We start from the raw sequence: 16,878 nt of genomic DNA, 5'->3' as shown, positions 1-16,878 counted from the left end.
TACCTGAGACCGGGCCAAGAGTCCGGCGCCCGAGGAGGCGGCACTTGCAAACGACACCATTTCTCACCGCGGGCGTGGCCGCGCTCGCTTTGCTGAGCGCGACACCCGCGACCGCGGCCGAAGGCACGGTCGTGGGCTGCTCGGCCACGGTGACCGGCGTGCCGGGCGAGCAGGTGGCGCTGGCCCCCGCGTCGGTCACCGAGCCGCTGGTGTCCGCGCTGGCCGGCCTGGACCCGCTGAACCTGCTGACCGGAACCTTCCGGTCGCTCTGGGCCGGCACCGCGCCGATCCCGGTGGGAACCGTCCCGGCGGGCGAAGCGGAGATCCCGGGGACGCGGATCGCCGACGCGGTCGTCACGCGCCTCGGCGAGCTCCCCGTGCTCGCACCGGTCCTCGCGCCGCTGGTGTCGACCGTGCGCGGTTCGCTCGCGTCGCTGTGCGGCATCCTCGTGCGCGGCCAGGCCCCGGGCACGCCCCCGGGCTCCGCACCGACCGCGCCGGCGAATCCCGCGCCACCCGGCGCGGCCGGTAGCTTGCCGGGCGGTGGCACGCCCGTCGCGGGCCGGCAGTGGACGGTCGCGGCCGTGCCGGGGTCGACGTCGGACGGCGGCGCGGTGTTCGGCACCCCGATCCCGGGGCAGCTGCCGGGGAACACCGTCCCGGTGCCCGGCGGCTCGGGGATGCCGCAGGCGGGCAGCGAGGCCCCCGTGGTGCTCGACGCCCGGCGCGCGGCCGGCTCGGGCGAGGCACTGGCCGCGCCGCAGGGCGACGAACTGTCCTGGCCGGCACTGACCGGAATCCTGCTGCTGGCCGCGGTGAGCGCCCAGCTGGTGCGGCGCTGGGGCCACCACCGCTCCCGCTGATCCCGCCGGCCGCGAAGCTCCGTTACTCCACGGTTACGGCGACCTTCGCAGAAGGGACGAGTGGTGACATCCCGTTCACGAAAGGAAGGTCCTCATGACCAGCGCGGCTGCCACCATCCGGGACTTGACCGTGACCGATCGTGATGCGCGCAGTCTCTCCGCGGACGCACTGGAAGCGCTCCGGCGGCGGGCGGTCGCGGCCGTCGAAGCGGGCGTGACGCGGGCGGAGGTCGCCCGCTTGTTCGGGGTCTCGCGCAAGACCGTCGGCGCGTGGGTCGCCGCCTACCAGCGCCAGGGCGACGAGGCGTTCCGGCCGCGGCGGCGGGGACGGCGGCCCGGTGAGCAGTTCGCGCTGTCGGCCGCGCAGCAGGCGTGGGTCGTGCGGACGATCGTGGCGGGCCCGCCCGAGCTGTGCGGGCTGCCGCAGCGGCTGTGGACGCGGCAGGCGATTTCCCAGCTGGTCCGCCGCGAGTTCGGCATCCTGATCAGCTCGCCGACCGTGTCGCAGTACCTGACCCGCTGGGGACTGGTGGAGGAGGACCGGTTGCTGGAGATGCGGCGCGGGCGGGTGCTGTCGGGACGGCCGCGCGAACCCCGGTCCGGCAACGAATGGCTCCCCGACGCCGAAACCCTCTGGCTGGCCTGGACGTTGCCGCGCCGGCCGGCCAGTGCGCCGCGCGGCCCGGTCGCGGGCCGGCAGAACCTGCTGACGGGATTCCGCGACTACTACGGCGACGTCAACCTGCTGCTCGCCCTGTCGCGCCGGGGAATGGTGTTCTTCCTGGCGCAGCGGGGGCCGTTCGACGAGCGACGGGCGGAGGAGTTCCTGACGCGGCTGACCGGCCAGTTCGGCCGGGGACTCAACCTCGTCGTCTGCGAATGGCCCGTCGAACACGACGAACTGCTGCGGACCTGGCCCGAGCCGAGGGACGGCCGGCTGTCAGTGCGCTTCGCGCTCAGCTGAGATTTCGAAACCGGAATAGGTGCTTCTTGCGCCGTCGCCTTCGATGAGTAGTATTTGACAACAGAGCCGAAGTGAGGTCATGGAAAACTTCACCACTCCTTTCGCGTGCCGTGAAAACGGCGATACACGGAATTCATTTCTCAGCTACGCCGCTGTTTCCGGTGCTGGTTTGACTTGGTGGGCGAACCGACGCGGACAACCGGGAGAGCCATGACCGTCAACACCCTTCCTTCGGCCGACCTCGACCTCGAAGTGCTGCTGGCGCACAAGGAAACGATCGCCGACGGCGTCGTCCGGCTGGTGTTCCGCCACCCCGCGGGTGACCAGCTGCCGCCGTGGGCGCCGGGCGCCCACGTGGACCTGCTGCTGCGCCCGGACATCGTCCGCCAGTACTCCCTGTGCGGCGACCCCGCCGACCGCTCGGTGCTGGAAGTCGCCGTGCTGCGCGAGCCCGCCGGGCGCGGAGGATCGGCCTTCGTGCACGACTCGCTGCTCCCGGGCGACCGGGTCCGGATCCGCGGGCCCCGCAACAACTTCCCGTTCGTGCCGGCCGAGCGATACCTGTTCCTCGCGGGCGGGATCGGCATCACCCCGCTCCTGCCGATGGTGGCGGCGGCCGACGCGGCCGGGGCCGGCTGGCAGCTGCTCTACGGCGGCCGGTCGCACTCGTCGATGGCCTTCGCCGCGCAGCTGCGGGAGGAGTACGGCGACCGGGTGGTGCTGTGGCCGCGGGACCGGGCCGGCCTGCCCGACGTCCCCGGGGTGCTGGGCACCGCGGCCGCCGGCACCGCGGTCTACTGCTGCGGACCCGAGCCGCTGCTGGCCGCCGCCGAGGCGGCGTGCGCCGCCCTGCCGCACCTCGAGCTGCACCTGGAACGGTTCTCCCCCAAGGAGATCACCGGGGTCGCGGCCGGGTTCGACGTCGAGTTCGCCCGGTCGGGCCTGACCCTGCCGGTCCCCGCCGACCGGTCGATCCTGGAGGTGGCCGAAGACGCCGGGGTGCCGGTGCTGTCGTCGTGCCGCGAAGGCACGTGCGGCACGTGCGAAACCCCGGTGCTGGCCGGCCTTCCCGACCACCGCGACTCGCTGCTCACCGACGAGGAGCAGGCCGCGAACGAAACCATGATGATCTGCGTGTCCCGCTCCTGCGGCCGGAAGCTGGTACTGGACCTGTGAAATGCTTGTGACGACGAAGAAACTCGGCACCCTGGCGGCGGCCCTGCTGGCCGCCGCCTCCTGCGGCTGGGCACTGTGGACGGTGACCGGCCACCTCGGCGACGAGCCGCGGCCGTGGGTGAGCGAGGTCGCCGCCCCGCGTCCACCGTCGCCGGTCCCTCCCCCGGTCACGCCGCCCGGCCCGCCTCCCTCGACGACGGCCCCGGCCCCGGCTCCGACGTCACCGCCGTCGGTGCCCGGGCCGGATCCGGCCCTCCCCGACTGGCCGGTCGGGACCGGCGGCGTCCCGGTGGTCACGACGACACCGGGGACACCCGGGCCGCCGGCGCCGACCGGGGAATACCCGCCGCCGTCCGGGGAACCGCCGCTGCCACCCACTTCGGCGCCACCGCCCGAGACTTCGCCGGTGCCGCCGGAGCCGTCGGAACCCCCGCCCACCGAACCGGCGCCGCCGCCCGCCCCGGAATGTGATTCGAGCGGACTGCTCGGACCGCTGCTGTGCACCGTGTTCGGCTTGCTCGGCTGAACCGGGAACTATTCAACACAAATAGTTTCCTCGCTTTTATGGACACAATTACTCACCAGAGCTCCGCATTTCGGAGCTGATTATTTCACGTCGCGTTAACAGAAAAACCGGGAATACCCCGCCGAGTTCGTGATTCACTTTCCTGCGTCCGGACGGCCCGTTTCCCGCCGGGCCGAACGAATATCGAAAGGAAACTCATGTCCCCAGAAGCTCCGCCAGGAGCCCGCACGAGGCGGCGTCGCGCCAAGTCGGCGGTCACGGTCACCCTCGCGGTCGCCACCCTCGGTGCCTCCGCGGTGGCCGCGGTCCCGGCCTCGGCGCAGCAGCCGATCGGGGTCGGTCCCGTGCCGATCACGTTCCACATGAAGGACGACAACGGCAAGTGGTTCGACTCCGGGCTGAACCTGTTCGGTGACCAGTCGCTGGCCGTGGCGGAGATGCCCCGCCTCGGCACGCTGGGCGGCCTGACGACCGGGGGTGAACTGTCCAGCCTGCTCAACTCCGACCTCGCCGGCGCGGTCGGGAACCTGACGCAGAACCTCCTCGGCCAGGTCCCGCTGCTCGGTTCGCTCGGCGGCGAGCTGGGGAAGGCACTGAACCTCGACAGCACCCTGTCCGCGGTGAAGTCGATCGGGGCGACCAACCGGCAGGCCGCGCCGGCGGCGGCGAAGGCGGAGAACCTGCTGGCGCAGTTCGGTCAGCAGCTGACCACGATGCGCGCCGACCAGCCGCTCAACCTGAGCTCCCTGCCGATCGGCCTCGACCTGCAGGGCGCGCTCAACGACCTGGCCCAGTTCGCCGTCAAGGGCCCGCCCGTGACGGTGAACTTCGTGGTCGACCCGAAGGAGTCGACCGGTGCCCGCAACCCGATGGGCCTGATCGCCCCCGAAGGGGCGGAAGGCTTCCCCTACGACATGCCCGGCGGCGCGTTCTTCGGCCAGCGCTCGATCCAGCTGACCGAGCCCGGGCTGTACGCGTTCACCGACATGGTGACGCCGTACATGCTGGGCGCCGTCGTGGTCGACGACCCGCTCACCATCGGCCTCGACTTCGGCAAGGCGTCGATGGTGAACTCGCGGAACCTGGTCGTCCCGACCAACTCCGACATCGTCAACCGGCTGGTGAACACGTTCTTCAACATCACCAACCCGAACAACTGGCAGCAGTTCAAGCCGGACGCGGAGAACAAGTTCGACGCGATCCAGCCGCCGGTACCGATCCTGCAGTACGACGCCGCGGGCAACCCGGTGCTGATCCCGAACCTGGACGCCTACTTCGACAAGAAGTTCTCCTACCCGAAGACCCTGTCGAAGGGCAACCAGCTCCCCGCGACGCCGGGTGTCGGCGAAGTGTGGATCGACACCGAGGTCGAGGAGTGGGCCGGCAAGAAGGCGGTCGGTTCGGCGACCAAGGTCAACGTGACGAACTGGACGGTCGACCGCAAGATCGGCGCCCCGTCGATCAACATGAACAACCCGCACAACATGTGGACCGACAAGGACTACAAGTACCTCTACCAAACGGAGTGGTTCTCCAACAAGCTCGACGTGTTCGACCGGGAGACCGGTCAGTTCGTCCGGCAGACCCAGGTCGGCCAGAACCCGGCGCACGTGATGACCGAGACGGGCAGCGACAAGCTCGTCGTCGGCATCAACGCCGGCAACGAGGTCGTCGAACTGGCGCCGGGCGGCACGAACGTGCTCCGGAAGATCACGGTCAGCCCGACCGGTGAGATCCGGCACCCGCACGCGCACTGGACCAGCGCGGACGGCAAGACCGTCGTCACCCCGAACGTGATGACCAACAACGCGTCGGTGATCGACATGCCGACCGGCACCGTCCGGACCGAGAAGACGGGCCAGTTCCCGATCGCCTCGAGCATGGCCCCGGACTCTTCGAGGTTCTACACGGCGGACTTCCTCGGCGAATCGATCACGTGCGTTTCGCTCGCGCAGGCCGCCTGCGCGGACAACGGGCAGAAGGTGCACAGCAAGACGATCGACCTGTGGGCGAACTACAGCCCGCAGGACGGCCCGAAGAGCGGCGCGCCGTTCGGCGGGCTGATGATCCAGCTGCCGGTGAGCCCGGACGGCAAGGCGTTGCTCGGGGCGAACGTGCTGTCCCAGACGGTCACCGTGGTCGACCCGCGAACGAACAAGGTCGTCAAGGACCTGCCGTGCACGGCGGGCTGCCACGGCATCAACTTCGGGGCCAAGAAGGGCGGCGGCTACTACGCCTACGTGTCGAACAAGTTCTCCAACGTCATGCAGATCATCGACGTCGACCCGAACGGCGACGGCAACATCGATGACGCGAAGGTCGCGGGCCAGCTGACGCTCGACCCGACGGCGACGACCAAGATGGACGGTTCGATCTCCGGGAAGGCCGGCTACGGCGGCCAGGGCGTGCTGCCCATTCCGCTGGTCTACAACGGATGGGCCCAGCAGAACAAGGGGAGCTGGCGGGCGCAGTTGACCTGCCAGCAGCTCAACCCCCTCGCCACATCCGCCTGCTGACGATCACGGTAGTGGTCCGGGGCCGGGTTTCCCACCCGGCCCCGGACCCCGCCGTTAGAGGAGATCCCCATGGCGCACCGCAGTTCCCTGTTCGCGTTGCTCACGGCCGTGCTGGGCGTCCTGGCACTGGCCCCGCCCGCGGCGGCCCAAGTGTCCATCGTGCCCGATCGCGTCGACGGCGGCGGCACGCACACCTTCGCCTTCCGGCTGGCCAACGAGCGGACCGACACGAAGTCGACCCGGCTCGAGCTGGTCTTCCCGCCCACCCCGCCGGTCGCCTACGTCAAGGTCGACGCGCCGCCGGGCTGGACCGCCACCGTCCGCCCGCGGCCGCTGAACCCGCCGGTCGAAGCCGGCGGCACGCTGGTCCGCGAGGTCGCGGACACCCTCGTCGTCGAAGGCGGCACGGTCGCGCCGAGGCAGTTCGAGCAGTTCCTCGTCACCATGGGGCCGCTGCCCGCCGACGGGACGCTGCTGTTCGACGCGACGCAGACCTTCGCCAACGGAATGGTCGCGCACTGGAACCAGCGGACTTCGCCGGCACCGGCGATCACCTTCGGCGCCGGGCCCGTCGCTCCCGCGGCCGAAGCCGGTGCGCAGCAACCGGTTCCGGCCGCCGACGACTCCGCCGCCGTCCCGGTGGACCAGGTGCCGCAGAGCACCGGCGGCCCGCCCTTCGCCGTGCTGTGGGGAGCGTTCGGCCTCGCGCTCGTCGTGATCGCGGTCGTCGGGTACCGGGCCCACCGCCGCCGGTTGCGCGTGCCCGCCCCGGAACCCGAGTCCCCGCGCGCGGAGGTGGGCGTCGAATGACGGCGGTCAAAGAACGTCCCCGCGTCGCGGTCCCGCGGCCGCGCGAGGGGGCGGGGCGGTTCGTCGCGCTCCTGCTGCTGGTCGCCGCCTGCTGGGGCACGCTGCTCGCCGTGACCCCCTCGGTGACCGGGGACCCGGTGCTCGTCACGACGTCCCCGGGCAGCACGGAAGTCGTCAAGTCCCCCGACGCCGTCGTGCTGACCTTCGACCGCCCGGTGCCGGCCGCGCTGGCCACCGTGCGCGTCCTCGACCCCGACGGCAGCCAGGTCGTCCACACGCGACCGTCCCACGTGGACGGTCGCGACGACACGATCTCCGTGCCCATGCCAGCTGAGCGGCACGAAGGGACCTACGCCGTGGCGTGGACCCTGCCGTCGATCCGGCTCGAGCCGGTCAGCGGCTCCTTCACGTTCGACGTGTCCTACCCGATCCAGCCCGACGGCGTGCCCGAGATCGAGACGACCCGCGACCCGGTCGTGACGGCCGTCCACCTGACGGCGCGGACGCTCGCGGTCGCGGCGATGGTGCTGCTCACCGGCCTCGCGTTCTTCGTCGCGGCGATCGGGCCCGCCGCCGCGCGGACCCGAGCCACCCGCCGGCTGGTCAAGACCACTTGGTGGCTGCTGGCCGGCGGAACGCTCGTCGCCCTGGTGTCGTTCGGGCCGTACGCGGCGTGGGTGCCGGTGCGCGACGCGCTCGACCCCCGGCTGCTGGCGGGTGCCTTCGAGTCCGGCGCCGGCGGCGCCCTGCTCGCCCGCCTGGCCACGCTCGTCCCCGCCACGCTCGGCCTCGCGCTGCTGCTGAAGAGCCCGCCCGCGACCACGGCCGCCGACCGGCGGCTGCGCGGCGCGGCGGTCCTCGGCTGCGCGTCGGCGGTCCTCACGACGTGGACCTTCGCCGATCCGCGGCCGCCCGGTACGCCGCCGGTGCTCGCGCTCGCGGCGGACATCGGCCTCCTCGCCGCCCTGGCGATTCCGGCCGGTGGCCTGGTGCTGCTGCGGTACCCGGTCGCCCGCGACCGGCACACGGCGTCCCGGTTCGCGCGCTCGGTGGTGGGGTGCGCGGCGGTGCTCGTTGTCGCGGCGAGCGCCCAGGCTTGGTCCGGGCACGGGCTTGGCTGGCTTCCCGCCGGAGCGCTCGCGCTGGCGGCGGTCGTGGCCTGGCTCGTCGCGCGCGGTCCACTGAAGGCACGGCTCGGCGGCCGGATCACCAGGGGAACGGCGGTGCTGCTCACCGCGGCACTGCTGGCCGTCGCGGGAACCGCCCAGGCCTGGTCCGGTCACCGGCTCGGCTGGCTCCCCGCCGGAGCCCTCGCCTTGGCGGCGGTCCTCGCCGACTTCGCCTGGTTCGTCGCGCGCCGTCCGGCCACCGCGCAGCTCGGCCGCCGGATCACCACGGTGGCGGTGGCGATGGTGGTGCTCACCATCGCCACCGCGACGTTGCTCGCACTCGACTCCGGCCAGAGCGCGCACGCGCAGGGGCCGGTGGGTCAGGCCCCGGCCGCGATCCGGGAGCAGGTCGCGCCGACACGGCTCACGTACGACACCGGCGCGCTGGACCTCGTCGTCATCCCGGCCGCCGGCCGGCTCGACGTGCGCGTGTCGGTGCTGGGCCCGCAGGCCACCGGCACCACCGTGACCGCCGCGCTCGGCCCCACGCCGGTGCCGCTGGACCGGGCCGGATCCGGCTACTGGACGGGGCAGGCGAGCACGCCCGGCCCCGGCCGGCGGGACCTGGTGCTGACGCTGCGGGCCGGGGACGGCCGCACGCAGACGGTCAAGCAGCCCATCGACGTGCGATGAACGCCCCTTCCAGCCGCGCGGGAGCCGCCTTGTCTACGACCCCCACCGTCCCCTCGCACCGGGCCACCCGGCCGTCGCCGCGGCCGCGCCTGAGCACCGTTCTCCAGCTCGTCTCCCGGCGGCTGCACTTCCTCGCGGGCATCGTCGTCGCGCCCTTCCTCGCGGTGCTGTGCCTCACCGGGCTCGTCTACGTGTTCAGCCCGCAGGTCCACGACAGCCTTTACCGGACCGACCTGCACGTGAACCACGTCGGCGAGGTGCGCCGCCCGCTCGCCGAGCAGGTACGGGCGGCGCTCACGGCGCACCCGGAGGCGACGCTCAAGTCCGTCCTCACCCCGCCCGCCGCCGACCGCACCACCCGCGTAGTACTGGCCGTGCCCGGCTCGACCGCGGACCGCACGGTGTTCGTCGACCCGTACACCAGCCTGATCAACGGCGAGCTGAGCACGGTCGAGAACCGGCTGCCCGCGAACACGTGGCTGCGTCAGCTGCACAGCAACCTGCAGCTGGGCGAGCCGGGCCGGCTCTACGCCGAGCTCGCCGCGAGCTGGGTGCCCCTCGTCGCCGTGGGCGGCGTGATCCTGTGGCTGGCCCGTACTCGCCGCAAACGCCCGCTGCGTGAAGTGCTCCTGCCCGCCACCCGGGACAAGACGGGGTGGGCCCGGCTGCGCGCGATCCACGGCGCGGCCGGCCTGTGGCTCACGGCGGGACTGCTGGTGGTGGCGGTCACCGGGCTGGCCATGAGCCAGTTCGCGGGCGGCCGCGCGGACGCGGCGACCGACCCGGTCCACCTGCGCGCCCCGGCACTGGCCGCGGCCCCGGTGCCGGTCCGGCCGGGCGCCGAGCCGATCGGCATCGACCGCGCCGTGGCCGCCGCCGAGACCGCGGGACTGAGCGGCGAGCTGGCCGTGGTCGCCCCGTCGCGGCCGGATGTGCCTTACACGGCAACGGAAATCGCGGAAGGACTGCCGATCCACCGCGGCGCGGTCACGATCGATCCCTACACGGCGGAGGTGACCGAGCGGATCGCGTGGAGCGACTACTCGCTGCCGGCGAAGCTGAGCGCCCTCGCCACGGAGTTCCACACCGGCACGTTGTTCGGGCTGGCTAACCAGATCCTGCTCGCGCTGGTGGCGGTCGCGACGCTCGTCCTGCTCGCGCTCGGCTACCGCATGTGGTGGATCCACAACCCGTACAAGGGAAGGTGGACGTCGTTGCCGCGTCCGGTGTGGCGCCAGCTGGCCGGCGGCCCGCTGATGGTCATCCTGCTGGGGATCGCGGTGCTGGCCTGGGTCCTGCCGGTGCTGGGCGCGAGCCTGGTGGTGTTCCTGGCGGTCGACGCGGCGTTGAGCCGGGTCAAGCGACGCTCGGCGTAGCCCCCGTTCGTTCTTCGAGGTGGTGGCGGACGCTGCGCGCCGCCGCGATCTCCGCCTCGACGTTCAGCTCGGCGACGACGAGCGCCGCCCGGGAACCGGTCCGGGCCCGGGTGACCCCGTCCGGTCCGACGACCTTGGCCAATCCGAGGAACCGGGTGCCGTTCAGGACACCGGCTTGGTTGGCGGAGACGAAAACCACCTGGTTTTCGACGGCCCGCACGCAGTCGTAGACGTCGAAGAGCCGCGCCTGGCGGTCGCGCGCGAGGGTCTGCGCCCGGCTGCCGGTCGTCCACGAGCACAGGCAGGCGACGATTTCGGCGCCGTCGACGGCGAGATCGCGGGCGGGCTCGGGAAAAGCCTTCTCGTAATCGAGCAGCATGCCGATCCGGCCGGCGGGGGTGTCGAACGCGGCGAATCCCCGCCCCGGTCGCTGGCGCAGTGCCTCGGCCGCGGAAAGGTGCACCTTGCGGTGCCGGCCGAGCACGCCGTCACCGGACACGCAAGCCGCCGCCGAATACCGCTCCCCCTGTTCACCCGCCTCGGTGTACCCGAAACACACCACCAGTTCCGCGGCCAGCGCCGCCACCGCCCGCACCTCGGGCCCGGCCGGATCCAGCGCCGGCGCCGGGTATTCGGGATCGGCCCGGCCGAAGTCGGCGAAAGAGCCGCCGAGCGTGCCGTCCGGCAAGACCAGAATCGCGGCGCCGGCTTGGCGAGCTTCCTCGATCAGCGCGCCGACACGTGCGGTGCCGAACGAGAGATCGCGCCCGAAGTGAGCGGCGGCAGTGGCGATCCGGGATGGCCCCATCCGTACCTCCTGGTGCTGTCCGGTCCATCATGCCGGAACAGATGACCTCCAGGTCACGGTAGCGTTTTTCGTGCATTACCGGAAATGGATCCCGGCACCGGGATGGCAAATACCGCACACCACGAAGAGACGTACCGACGAAATTGCGCGGGTAGTCGCATCAATCGCCCGAAAGGCCGAGTAACCTATTTTGCTTGCGGTGACGGACACCTACCCGACCTCGCCAGGCGGTGGGCATCGTCGAGGCCCGCTGCCACTGGATGGCACTCGCGGCTGGGAGGCGGCTTCCGGAGCTGGCACGGTTAAACCACCATCACCGCGACAGCGAGGAAGCGACATGACCTGGGACGCGTTCGACTCGGTCCGGCTGGCGGACGTCGAGCTGGCCTACCGCGTGGTCGGCGACGGGCCGAGGCTGACCGTGCTGCTCCACGGGTGGCCGCAGACCGGCGAATGCTGGCGGCACGTCGTGGAACCGCTGGGCCGGGACCGCACCGTCGTCGTCCCGGACCTGCGGGGCTACGGCGCTTCCGGCCTCACCGGCGCCGGCTACGACAAGCGGTCCACCGCCGGTGACATCAGCGCGCTGATCCACCACCTCGGCCACGAGTCGGCCGTCGTCGTCGGGCACGATCGCGGCGCGCGGGTCGCCCACCGCTGGGCGCTCGACCACCCGTCCGAAGTGGACGCCCTGGTGCTGCTGGACATCCTGCCGACGCGGGTGGTGATGAACTCCTTCGACCGGACGTCGGCGGCCGCGATGTGGCACTGGTTCTTCCACCGGCAGCCCGAGCTGGCCGTCGAGCTGGTGGCGGGCAACGTCGAAGCGTACCTCGCGCACTTCTTCGCCGCGGTCCGGAAATCCGGCGCCGTCGACGAGAAGACCTTCCGGCACTACGTCTCCGCGTTCAGCGATCCCGGGCACCTCCGGGCGTCCTTCGAGGACTACCGCACCGGCTTCGACGTCGACCTCGCCCGCGACGAGGCCGACCACGCCGCCGGGCGCCGGCTGGCGGCGCCGCTGCTCGTCCTGTGGGGCGCCGAGGGCGGTCTCGCCGCCAGCGACGTCGTGGGCGTCTGGCGGGACCACCACGCCGATCCGGGGGCGGTGAGCGGGCACGCCGTGCCGGGCGGGCACTACGTCCCGGAGGAGGCGCCCCGCGAGCTGGTGCGCGCCCTCCGGGTGTTCCGGTGAGTCAGACCGCGGTGTATCCGCCGTCGACGAGGATCTCGACGCCGGTCACGTAGGACGCCTCGGGACTGGCGAGGAAGAGGATCGCGTCGGCGACCTCCCGCACCTCCCCTTCCCGCCGCATCGGCACCGCCGCGATCTGCTTCGCGCGCCAGGCCGGGTCGGCGGAGCCGCGGGACGTGCGCATCGGCGGCAGCATGCCCGGCGCGACGGCGTTGACCCGGATTCCCTGCTCCGCGTACTGCACCGCCGCGGTCCGGGTCATCGCCTTGACCGCGGCCTTGGACGCGCCGTAGCCGAGGTGGATCCCGAACTGGCCGACGGACGCCGAGATCGACGACAGGTTGACGATCGAGCCGCCGCCGGTGCCCGCCATGGCCGCGGCGGCGTGCTTGATGCCGAGGAAGACGCCCTTCGCGTTGACCAGCATCAGCTGGTCGTAGAAGGCCGTGCTGCCGGGGTCGGGGTCGAACGAGCCGCTGATCCCGGCGTTGTTGACCAGCACGTCGAGCCGGCCGAACCGGGCGATGACCTCGCCGATCACCGCGGTCCACGCGGCTTCGTCGGTGACGTCCAGGTGCCGGTAGCGCGCTTCGCCGCCCGCGGCGCGGATCTCGGCGGCGGTCTTCTCGCCGTCCTCGTCGAGGAGGTCGGCGACCACGACCGTCGCGCCTTCGCGGGCGAACGTCTCGGCGGTCGCGCGTCCCATTCCCCCGGCCGCGCCGGTGACGAGCGCGATCTTGTCCTTCAACCGCATGGTGGTTCCTTCCGGGTTCAGGCCGCGACGGGTTCGGGCCGGGTCACCCGCGCCGAGCGGGCCTTGAGCACGACGGCCAGGACGCAGCAGGCGGCGGGCAGCAGCAGGGCGAGGAAGACCTGCCGGTAGCTCAGGCCGACGGCGACGAGCACGGTGCCGGCGGCCGCGCCGGCGATCGCCCCGAAGCGCGCGATGCCGGTCGCCCAGCTCGTCCCCGTGGCGCGGATCGACGTCGGGTAGAAGTCCGCCGAGAGGATCGGGAATCCGGTGCCGACGGTGTTGGTGAACATGCCGAGCACGAAGATCAGGATGCCGAGGACCAGGACGTCCTGCGGCGCGACGGCGACGAGCACCAGCAGGACGGCGGCGCAGCCCATGGCGGCCGCGACCGTGCGGTGCCGGCCGAAGCGGTCCATCAGCCAGCCGATGCCCAGGTTGCCGACCGTGCCGCCGGCCTGCAGCAGCAGCCCGATGGTCGCGGCGGCGGTCAGCGAGAAGCCGACGTCGGTCATCAGGATCGGCAGCCAGCTGTTCATCAGGTAGACGATGAAGAACGCGGCCACGAAGCCGGCCCAGATCGTAAGGGTCCCGGCCCGGAACCGGCGCGTCAGCAGCCCGGCGACCCGCACCTTGGCGGCGACGGCCGGTTCGTCCAGCACGAAGCGCGTGCCGGCGGGGAAGGTCCCGGGCACGACGCGGCTCATCAACGCGGCCAGCTCGGCGTGCCGTCCGTCCTGGCGGGCGAGGAACTTCGGCGATTCGGGCAGCGCGGCGGCGATCACCACGGCGTAGGCCAGCGGGAGCACCCCGCCGGCGACGAGCGCCCAGTGCCAGCTCGCGACCTGGACGAGCGCGTTGGTGAGGTACCCGGCGACGGCGCCGCCGAGGGTCATCCCGCAGTAGGCCAGCGACATCATCGCGCCGCGGCGGCGCGCGGGGGCGTACTCGGACACGAGTGTGGTCGCGTTGGGCAGGGCGGCGCCGAGGCCGAACCCGGTGAGCACGCGCAGGATCGAGAACCCGGTGACGTCCGTGGTCAGCGCGGTCGCGGCGCTCATCAGCCCGAAGAACACGAGGGAGGCGACGATGACCTTGCGGCGGCCGACGCGGTCGGCGAGCGGCCCGGCGACCAGCGAGCCGAGGGCGAGGCCGAGCAGCCCGCTGGTGACCACCGGGCCCAGCTGGGCTTTGGTGAGGTGCCAGTCGGAAATGAGCGACGGGCCGAGGTAGCTGACCATCGCGACGTCGATGCCGTCCAGCGTCACCACGCCGAGGCACAGCAGCAGGACACGCCGTTGCAGGCGGCCGACCCGGTGGCGGTCGATCAGGGCGTGCAGCTCGAGGGTGCTCATGAGTCCTCCGTTGGACTTTCGCCGGTGAAGGCGGTGTGGAGCAGGTGCCGCAGAACGGTTTCGGTGACGGGCGCGGGATTGGCGTAGGGCGCGGCCAGCGCCCGGTCGACGACCGCGTCGATCCCGTTCTCCGGCAGGCCCAGTGCCTTCAGCGACATTTCGGCGCCGAGGCCGTGCGCCAGGCGGAACACGTGACCGGCGGGGTCGGGGGTGTCCCAGGCGGACTCCAGCGCGGCCCGGGCCGCGGGAGCGGCGGGCAGGTTGACCGCGAGGACGTGCGGGAGCACCGCGGTGTGGACCGGTGCGTGCGGGAGGTCGAAGGTGCCGCCGAGGATGTGGCAGAGCTGGTGGTGCAGGGACATCGTGGTCGATCCCAGTGCCGTTCCGGCGAGCCAGGAGCCGTGGAGCAGGTCCGCGCGTGCGTCGAGGTCGAGCGGGTCCGCGGACACCCGCGGCAGCGCGGCGGCCGTGACGCGCGCCGCCTCCTGCGCGACGAGCGCCGTGACCGGCGAACAATCCGGTGCGTAGAGCGCCTCCGCGGCGTGGGCGAGGGCGTTCACGCCGCTGGTCACCGAGAACGCCGCCGGCAGCGAGAGGGTCAGCTCGGGGTCGTAGACGACGAGGACGGGCCGGACCTTCGGGTCGCGGCCGGTGGTTTTCCCGGTCTCGCCGGTGATGCCCCAGATCGGGGTCATCTCCGAGCCCGAGTAGGTCGTCGGCACGGCGGCGACCGGCAACCCGGTCTCCTTGGCGACCGCCTTGGCCAGGCCGAGCGCGGAGCCCCCGCCGACGGCCACGCAGCCGTCGGTCCCGGCCGCGGCCGCGACGGCTTCGGCGGCGACCGCGGCGGGGACGTGCATCGCGGCGTGGGGGTGCAGTCCGGCGCCCGGGGGTGCCAGCTCGGCCGCGAGGCCGGCCGCGCCGGGAGCGCACACGACGAGCGGGCGGCGCAGCCCGGCCCGCTCGAGCTCCCCCGGCAGCCGGTGCCGGGCGCCGGCACCGAAGACCACCCGCCCCGGCGGGGATTCGTGGACGAATTCGCGGGTCATCGCGGCACCTCGGCGAGGACGACGTCGAACTCGAGGAGCCGGAAGGGGTTCCCGACGCCGAACCGCGCGGCCCGCCCGGGGTCGTCGACGGTCGTGACCGGCCGGACGAGCGTCTCCTTCACGCCGAACACCGTGTCGGAGTCGAGGTACGGGCTGCCTTCGACGAAGACGTGGGTGGTGACCGGGACGTGGCCTTCCGCGCCGGCGATGACGTGGATGTGCGCGGGGCGGTTGGGGTGCCGCCCGGTGGCGGCGAGCAGCTTGCCGACCGGGCCGTCGTCCGGGATCGGGTAGTACCGCGGCACGACGGTCCGCAGCCAGAAGCGGCCGTCCTCGTCGGTGGTGAAGAGCCCGCGCAGGTTGCGTTCGGGTTGCACGCCGGGCTGCTGGACGTCGTAGAAGCCGGCGCCGTTGGCCTGCCACACGTCGACCAGCGCGCCGGGCAGCGGGGTACCGTCCGAAGAGGACACCCGGCCGGCGAACACGCACGGCTCGCCGTTGTGGTCCAGCGAGATGTCGGCACCCAGCTCGCGCGGCGGGGAGTCGACCAGGTGGAACGGCCCGAGCACGGTGGTTTCGGTGGCGCCGGCGGGCTTGCGGTGGTTGATCGCGTCGACCAGCATCGACACCCCGAGCACATCGGACAGCAGGACGAACTCCTGCCGGGTCTCGTCGCACATCCGCCCGGTGGCGGTGAGGAAGCCGACGGCCCGCTGCCATTCCGCTTCGGTCGGTTCGATGTCCTTGACGAACGCGTGCAGGTGCTCGACCAGGCTGGTGACGATCCGCTTGAGCCGCGGATCGGGGGTGCCTGCGAAACTCGCGGCGACGACCTCGGCCGAGGTCTTTTCGGCGAAGCCGGTCATCGGGCCGCCTCCAGGTTCGTGCGCCAGGCCGGCGCGGCGAGCCCCGCGGAATCGAGGACGGCGGCCCCGGCGTCGAACGCCAGCCGGGCCGTTTCGGCGGCCGGGAGCGCGTCGAGGTCGTCGGAGAAGACCTCGACGGAGACCGGCGCGGTGACGACGTGCGTACGCAACGCCCGCAGGACACCCGCGGTGTCCCCGGCACCCCGGCCGGGGAGCAGGCGGCGGTGCCGGGCTTCGTCCGTGAGATCCGGGCCGGGCTCGGGCCGCACGTCGTTCAGCTGGACCGTCGTGATCGCCGACGCCGGCACCTCGGCGAGGTCGGCGGGCCGGGCGCCGGAGCGGAACCAGTGCCACAGGTCGAGCGTGACGCCGCCGTTCGGGCGGTCCGCGGCGGCCACCACCCGTGCCGCCTCCCCGATGGTCCGGACGTGGCTGTAGGGCAGGAACTCGAACCCGACCCGCACGCCGTGGCGGGCCGCGCGGTCGCAGAACGCGCCGAAGGGCTCGATCAGGTCACGCACCGGGTGCGGGAAGAACATCGGAATGTTGAGGTGCCGGAACCCGACGTGACCGGCCAGCCGCCACATCGCCTCCTCCACCGGATCCTCCCCGGCGGCCCAGTCCCAGGTGTGCTCGAGCTCGAGGACGCGGACGCCGTGCCGGTCGAGCAGGTCACGGATGTCCTCATCGGACAGTCCGGCGCCGAGGTAGTCGGTCAGGCGCAAGCCGATCCCGGTGAAGCCCGCCGCGGCCGCCGAGGCGACGCGGGTGGGCAGGTCGGCGAAGCGCAAGGTGTTTGCGCTGCAAGTCAAGAACACGTC

At 72.4% G+C, this 16,878-nt stretch carries 15 protein-coding genes; 9 read left to right on the top strand and 6 right to left on the bottom strand.

Going from position 1 to position 16,878, the window contains the following annotated elements; translation table 11 throughout:
• Positions 1-44: 44 nt before the first annotated feature.
• The 8 genes from H4696_RS05230 (at position 45) to H4696_RS05195 (ending at position 10,033) form a co-directional block, all read left to right on the top strand.
• Complete coding sequence (locus H4696_RS05230; RefSeq protein ID WP_143265177.1) at positions 45-863, top strand: hypothetical protein; 819 nt, start codon at positions 45-47, stop codon at positions 861-863.
• 94 nt (positions 864-957) lie between these two features.
• Entirely contained in the window at positions 958-1,827 is an 870-nt protein-coding gene (locus H4696_RS05225) for a helix-turn-helix domain-containing protein (RefSeq protein WP_086861994.1), read from the top strand.
• Positions 1,828-2,037: 210 nt separating this feature from the next.
• Entirely contained in the window at positions 2,038-3,003 is a 966-nt protein-coding gene (locus tag H4696_RS05220; protein ID WP_192782086.1) for a PDR/VanB family oxidoreductase, read from the top strand.
• A gap of 1 nt (position 3,004) precedes the next feature.
• Entirely contained in the window at positions 3,005-3,529 is a 525-nt protein-coding gene (locus H4696_RS05215) for a hypothetical protein (protein ID WP_192782085.1), read from the top strand.
• A 197-nt stretch (positions 3,530-3,726) separates the two neighbouring features.
• On the top strand, positions 3,727-6,045 hold the full coding sequence (locus H4696_RS05210) for a YncE family protein (RefSeq protein ID WP_225955592.1): 2,319 nt from the start codon (positions 3,727-3,729) through the stop codon (positions 6,043-6,045).
• A 69-nt stretch (positions 6,046-6,114) separates the two neighbouring features.
• The gene (locus H4696_RS05205; protein WP_086863893.1) at positions 6,115-6,855 is read left to right on the top strand and encodes a DUF1775 domain-containing protein; all 741 of its coding nucleotides are present in this window, start codon (positions 6,115-6,117) and stop codon (positions 6,853-6,855) included.
• On the top strand, positions 6,852-8,657 hold the full coding sequence (locus H4696_RS05200; RefSeq protein ID WP_086863892.1) for a copper resistance CopC family protein: 1,806 nt from the start codon (positions 6,852-6,854) through the stop codon (positions 8,655-8,657). The genes H4696_RS05205 and H4696_RS05200 overlap by 4 nt, the downstream gene beginning before the upstream one ends.
• Before the next feature lie 29 nt (positions 8,658-8,686).
• Positions 8,687-10,033 carry a PepSY-associated TM helix domain-containing protein gene (locus H4696_RS05195; RefSeq protein WP_225955591.1) on the top strand — a complete coding sequence of 449 codons (1,347 nt, stop codon included), beginning with the start codon at positions 8,687-8,689 and terminating at the stop codon, positions 10,031-10,033.
• Here the strand turns inward: H4696_RS05195 and H4696_RS05190 are convergent.
• Positions 10,014-10,841, bottom strand: a complete 828-nt coding sequence (locus tag H4696_RS05190; protein WP_086863890.1) for a carbon-nitrogen hydrolase family protein — start codon at positions 10,839-10,841, stop codon at positions 10,014-10,016. The genes H4696_RS05195 and H4696_RS05190 overlap by 20 nt on opposite strands.
• A gap of 337 nt (positions 10,842-11,178) precedes the next feature.
• On the opposite strand from H4696_RS05190, the gene H4696_RS05185 reads away from it, so the two are divergent.
• A complete protein-coding gene (locus H4696_RS05185) occupies positions 11,179-12,036 on the top strand; it encodes an alpha/beta fold hydrolase (protein WP_086863889.1) in 858 nt (285 codons plus the stop codon).
• A gap of 1 nt (position 12,037) precedes the next feature.
• Here the strand turns inward: H4696_RS05185 and H4696_RS05180 are convergent, their stop codons facing one another.
• The 5 genes from H4696_RS05180 to H4696_RS05160 are packed head-to-tail and all read right to left on the bottom strand — an operon-like array spanning position 12,038 to position 16,869.
• Positions 12,038-12,790, bottom strand: coding sequence for an SDR family NAD(P)-dependent oxidoreductase (locus H4696_RS05180; RefSeq protein ID WP_086863888.1), 753 nt, complete (start codon positions 12,788-12,790; stop codon positions 12,038-12,040).
• A gap of 17 nt (positions 12,791-12,807) precedes the next feature.
• Entirely contained in the window at positions 12,808-14,142 is a 1,335-nt protein-coding gene (locus H4696_RS05175) for an MFS transporter (RefSeq protein ID WP_086863887.1), read from the bottom strand.
• The gene (locus tag H4696_RS05170; protein WP_192782084.1) at positions 14,139-15,191 is read right to left on the bottom strand and encodes a maleylacetate reductase; all 1,053 of its coding nucleotides are present in this window, start codon (positions 15,189-15,191) and stop codon (positions 14,139-14,141) included. The genes H4696_RS05175 and H4696_RS05170 overlap by 4 nt, the downstream gene beginning before the upstream one ends.
• Entirely contained in the window at positions 15,188-16,057 is an 870-nt protein-coding gene (locus tag H4696_RS05165; RefSeq protein ID WP_086865046.1) for an intradiol ring-cleavage dioxygenase, read from the bottom strand. The genes H4696_RS05170 and H4696_RS05165 overlap by 4 nt, the downstream gene beginning before the upstream one ends.
• Positions 16,054-16,869, bottom strand: a complete 816-nt coding sequence (locus tag H4696_RS05160; protein WP_158104436.1) for a sugar phosphate isomerase/epimerase family protein — start codon at positions 16,867-16,869, stop codon at positions 16,054-16,056. The genes H4696_RS05165 and H4696_RS05160 overlap by 4 nt, the downstream gene beginning before the upstream one ends.
• Positions 16,870-16,878: the final 9 nt, after the last annotated feature.

Source organism: Amycolatopsis lexingtonensis, from assembly GCF_014873755.1.
Classification (GTDB): Bacteria; Actinomycetota; Actinomycetes; order Mycobacteriales; family Pseudonocardiaceae; genus Amycolatopsis; species Amycolatopsis lexingtonensis.
Note: the sequence above shows the minus strand (reverse complement) of the source record. Positions and strands in the feature narration are given on the sequence as shown.